Source organism: Rhizobacter sp. P2_H2 (genome assembly GCF_056403375.1).
Genome location: NZ_JBFUFP010000392.1, coordinates 1 through 4,634, shown reverse-complemented (window position 1 = coordinate 4,634; position 4,634 = coordinate 1). Strand labels below are relative to the sequence as shown.

Below are 4,634 nucleotides of genomic sequence, written 5' to 3'. Positions count from 1 at the left end.
ATTCGAGGCCGAAGGATTGCGGCGCGTCCTGTGCGGTGAGCGCGACCTCGAAGCGGCCGCCGGCCATGCCGAGCTGCTGCATCGCCTGCGTGACGGCGGCGGCCAGCTTCGGGGCAGCGGCCTTGCGGGCGGCGGAGACGCGCTTCGCCTCGGCGCTGAACGCGGCATGCGCCTGCGCGAGCGCCGATTCGAGCGCGTCGAGGTCGGTGGCGGCGTCGAGCGCGCGCAATTCATCCTTCCACTGCTCGAGCAGCGCCGGCAGCTCGGCCGGGGCGCGGCGGTAGCGGCGGGCAAGGCTGACCCATGCCGACAGGCGATCGTCGAGCTCCTGCAGGCGCTCGGGTTCGAGCTCGGTGTGGTGCAGGTAGCCGCTGAGCGTGTGCGCCGCATCCTGCAGTTGCGCCTGGGCGCTCTGCAGCACCTCGGCCACGGCGGCGAGGCGGGCGTCGAACTCGGCGACGTTGCCGAGCGCGTCGGCAGCGCCGCTGGTCAGCGATTCGGCATTGACATCGGCCTCGCTCAGCGCATCGAGCGCGCTGCGGGCGGCGTCCATCAGCGCCTGCGAATTCGACAGCCGCTGGTGGTCGGCATTCAGCGTTTCCCACTCGTCGGCTTCAGGGCCGAGCTTGTCGAGCTCGCCGATCTGCCAGGCGAGGCGCTCGCGCTCGCGTTCGAGGTCGGCCTGCTGGCTGCGCGCCTTGTCGAGCGCATCGCCGGCGGCCTTCCAGCGCGACCACACCGCGCCGAGCGGCGCGACATCGACGCCGGCATAGGCGTCGAGCAGCGCACGCACCGAGGCGCTGCGCGTGAGGCTCTGCCAGGCGTGCTGGCCGTGGATGTCGACGAGGTGATCGGCCGCCTCGCGCAGCTGCGCGACGGTGGCCGGGCTGCCGTTGACCCAGGCGCGGCTCTTGCCCTGCGCATCGATGACGCGGCGCAGCAACAGCGTGTCGGCGTTGTCGAAGCCGGCATCGTCGAGCCAGGCCGCGAGGCTCGCGGGCGCATCGAACTCGGCGGTGATGTCGGCGCGGGCCGCGCCTTCGCGCACCACGCCGGCGTCGCCGCGGCTGCCGAGCGCGAGCTGCAGCGCGTCGATCAGGATCGACTTGCCGGCGCCGGTCTCGCCGGTCAGCACCGAGAAGCCGCCGGCCAGTTCGACCTCGAGCGAGGTCACGATGACGAAATCGCGCAGGGCGAGGCGTTTCAGCATGATGGGATCACAGTCCGGCGTTCCAGTGGAGCTTGCCGCGAAGGGTGGCGTAGTAGCTCCAGCCGCGCGGGTGCAGGAAGCGCACCTGGTGCGCCGAGCGGCGCACGATGATGCGGTCGCCGTGCAGCAGGCTCGCGAGGCTTTGCATGTCGAAGCTGACGCTCGCATCGCGGCCGGCGACGATCTCGATGCAGATCTCGCCGATGTCGGGCAGCACGATCGGGCGGTTGGAGAGGTCGTGCGGCGCGATCGGCACCAGCACCCAGCCGGCGATGCCCGGGTGCAGGATCGGGCCGCCGGCCGACAGCGCGTAGGCGGTGGAGCCGGTGGGCGAGCCGACGATCAGGCCGTCGGCGCGGTGGTTGGCGACGAATTCGTCGCCGATGTCGATCTTCAGCTGCACCATGCTGGCGGTGGCACCCCGGCTGACGACCACGTCGTTCATCGCGATGCCTTCGAAGATCATGCGGCCGTCGCGCCAGACGCCGCCTTCGAGCATGGTGCGGCGTTCTTCTTCGTAGTCGCCGGCGATCATCGGGGCGRGGGCTTCCTCGAACTGGTCGATCGGCAGGTCGGTGATGAAGCCCAGGCGGCCCTGGTTGATGCCCACCAGCGGCAGGTTGAAGCGGGCGAGCTGGCGGGCGATGCCGAGCATGGTGCCGTCGCCGCCGACGACGACGGCCAGGTCGCAACGCTGGCCGAGCTGCTCGGGCGTGAGCGCCGGGTAGTCGGTCATGCCGGTGTTGTGCGCCGTCTCGGCTTCGAGCGAGACCTCGAGGCCTTGCCGGCCCAGAAATTGCGCAATGTCCTGCAGCACCCCGCGCATTCCGAGGGCCTGGTACTTTCCCACCAGCGCTGCGTGTCGAAAACGGGTCGGCATGCGCGGGATTACACCACAGCGCCCCCTGGGAACCGGGGCAGAAAATGGCCTCGCGCCTACAATGAAACCATGCTGGACGAGCGAGCCAAAACACTTCTGAAAGCGCTGGTCGAACGCTACATCGCCGACGGACAACCGGTGGGGTCGCGCACGCTGTCGCGGGCGTCGGGGCTGGACCTGTCGCCGGCCACCATCCGCAACGTGATGGCCGACCTCGAGGATCTGGGGCTGATCGCGAGCCCCCACACCAGCGCGGGGCGCATCCCGACGGCGCGGGGTTACCGGTTGTTCGTCGACACGATGCTGACGGCGCAGCCGATCGACTTGGCGCGCGCGACGCCCGCGATGGAGCAGCCGCAGCTGCACCCCGACCAGCCGCAACGCGTGATCGCGAACGCGGCGCAGCTGCTGTCCAGCCTGTCGAGCTTCGTCGGTGTGGTGACGGCGCCGCGCAAGGCGAGCGTGTTCCACCACATCGAGTTCCTGCGGCTGTCGGAGCGGCGGGTGCTGGTGATCCTGGTGGCGCCCGATGGCGACGTGCAGAACCGGGTGATCGTCACCGCGCAGGACTACACGCAGAGCCAGCTGATCGAGGCGAGCAACTACCTGACGGCGCAGTACGCGGGCCTGACGATCGAGGAGGTGCGCGAGCGGCTGAAGAGCGAGGTCGATGCGCTGCGCGGCGAGATCGCGGCGCTGATGCAGGCGGCGGTGCAGGCCGGCAGCGAGGCGATGGCCGACAGCCAGGAGCAGGTGGTGATCTCCGGCGAGCGCAACCTGCTGACGGTGCAGGATTTCAGCAGCGACATGGGCTCGCTGCGCAAGCTGTTCGACCTGTTCGAGCAGAAGACGCAGCTGATGCGGCTGCTCGACGTGAGCAGCCGCGCCGAGGGCGTGCGCATCTACATCGGCGGCGAGAGCATGGTGGTGCCGTTCGAGGAGCTCTCGGTGGTGTCGGCGCCGTACGAGGTGAACGGGCAGGTGGTGGGCACGCTCGGGGTGATCGGGCCGACGCGGATGGCATACGACCGGATGATCCAGATCGTCGACATCACGTCGCGGCTGGTGAGCAACGCGCTGAGCCAGAAGTAGGTCCGTTCGGCTGCTTGGTGCCGCGTGGCGGGCACCTACAATCGGCGCTCCTTTCCCGAGGGCCGTTAGCTCAGTTGGTCAGAGCAGAGGACTCATAATCCTTTGGTCGTTGGTTCAAGTCCAACACGGCCTACCAATACGATCAAGGACTTAGCGTTGTTTGCTAGGAGCCCCGATCTTCCGGCGTAGCCGCAGCGTAACCAAAGAACGCATCCAATCGCAGGGCCGCGCCTTGCAACGCTTCCGGCGCTACGTGCGCATACCGCTCGACCATTGCGCCGGTTTTCCAGCCGCCGAGCCGCTGTAGCTCATGGGTTGGCGTTCCAGCCTGTCGATGCCATGTCGCGAAGGTGTGCCGCAAGTCGTGCCATCGGAAGTCCTGGATGCCGGCCCGTTGGAGCGCTGCCTTCCACGCCTTCGTGTTGACTTGGCCGATCGGGTGGCTGACGGCTGCGAAGAAGGCGCAGGCCGGCGACGACAGCGACCTCAAAACCTTCATCAACACCACGCGCGGCGAGACTTACGAGCAGGAACTGGAGAAGACCGACGCCAGCCAGCTCGCGCTGCGGGGCAAGCACGGYCACCCGCTGCGCACCGTGCCGCGCGGCGCGGTGAAGCTCGCGATCGGCGTCGACGTGCAGGGCGACCGCTGGGAACTGGTGGTGTGGGGGTTCGGGCGCGGCGAGGAGATGTGGGTGGTCGATGACCTGGTCATCTACGGCAACCCTGCCGACCAGCGCGAATGGGATCTGAAGCTGGATCCGGCGATCAAGGCGACCTACCGGCACGTGTGTGGCGTCGAGATGTCGGCCGACGCGGTGGCGATCGACACAGGCGGCCACTTCACCCACCAGTGCTACGTGTTCGTGCGCAACCGGCCGAACCAGAACCTGTACGCGGTGAAGGGCGAGACGCGGCTGGGCCGGCCGATCAAGAGCGCCAGCGTTCTGGTCGACGTGAACGAGCGCGGCAAGACGATCCGCAAGGGCGTGCGGCTGTGGCACTTAGGCACCGACACCGCCAAGGACTTGCTCTACGGCCGCCTGCAGGTCAGCCAGCCCGGGCCGGGCTACGTGCACTTCGCGCGCGAGCTGACTGCCGAGTTTTACGACCAGCTCACGGCCGAGAGTCGGATGCTCGTCAAGACCGGCCGCGGCGAGGAGCACCGCTGGCTGAAGCCGGCGGGCAAGCGCAACGAGAAGCTGGACTGCACGGTCTACGCGCTGTTCTGCGCGCAGATGCTGGGCCTGCACGCGCTCAGCGACAAGCTGTGGGCGCGGCTTGAAGCCGGGCTGGAGCCTGACCTGTTCGCTGGCGGCGGGGCCGCAGCGCCGACCTCGGGCAGCGATCCGGCGCCAGTGCAGACGTCTCCACAACCGAGCGCGGTGGCTGCGGCGCCTCCGCCAGCTCCACCACCTGCAGCACGACCACCCGTCGTCCRCCCCGTTGTCC

The 4,634-nt window shown here is 68.9% G+C and carries 4 protein-coding genes, 1 tRNA gene and 1 pseudogene; 3 read left to right on the top strand and 3 right to left on the bottom strand.

Going from position 1 to position 4,634, the window contains the following annotated elements; genetic code table 11:
* Together AC1D15_RS18770 and AC1D15_RS18765 are read right to left on the bottom strand one after the other, a co-directional pair.
* The coding region (locus AC1D15_RS18770) for a DNA repair protein RecN (RefSeq protein ID WP_477827172.1) at positions 1-1,210 on the bottom strand (1,210 nt) is incomplete at its 3' end.
* A 7-nt stretch (positions 1,211-1,217) separates the two neighbouring features.
* On the bottom strand, positions 1,218-2,090 hold the full coding sequence (locus tag AC1D15_RS18765; RefSeq protein ID WP_477827171.1) for an NAD kinase: 873 nt from the start codon (positions 2,088-2,090) through the stop codon (positions 1,218-1,220).
* Between the two features lie 69 nt (positions 2,091-2,159).
* On the opposite strand from AC1D15_RS18765, the gene hrcA reads away from it, so the two are divergent.
* A complete protein-coding gene (gene hrcA / locus AC1D15_RS18760; RefSeq protein ID WP_047506481.1) occupies positions 2,160-3,182 on the top strand; it encodes a heat-inducible transcriptional repressor HrcA in 1,023 nt (340 codons plus the stop codon).
* Between the two features lie 59 nt (positions 3,183-3,241).
* A tRNA-Ile gene (locus AC1D15_RS18755) sits at positions 3,242-3,318 on the top strand.
* Between the two features lie 27 nt (positions 3,319-3,345).
* Here the strand turns inward: AC1D15_RS18755 and AC1D15_RS18750 are convergent.
* A pseudogene (locus AC1D15_RS18750) lies at positions 3,346-3,618 on the bottom strand (tyrosine-type recombinase/integrase); the annotation flags it as partial.
* Here AC1D15_RS18750 and AC1D15_RS18745 point away from each other — a divergent pair.
* The coding region (locus AC1D15_RS18745; RefSeq protein ID WP_477827170.1) for a terminase gpA endonuclease subunit at positions 3,566-4,634 on the top strand (1,069 nt) is incomplete at its 3' end. The pseudogene AC1D15_RS18750 and the gene AC1D15_RS18745 sit on opposite strands and share 53 nt — an antisense overlap.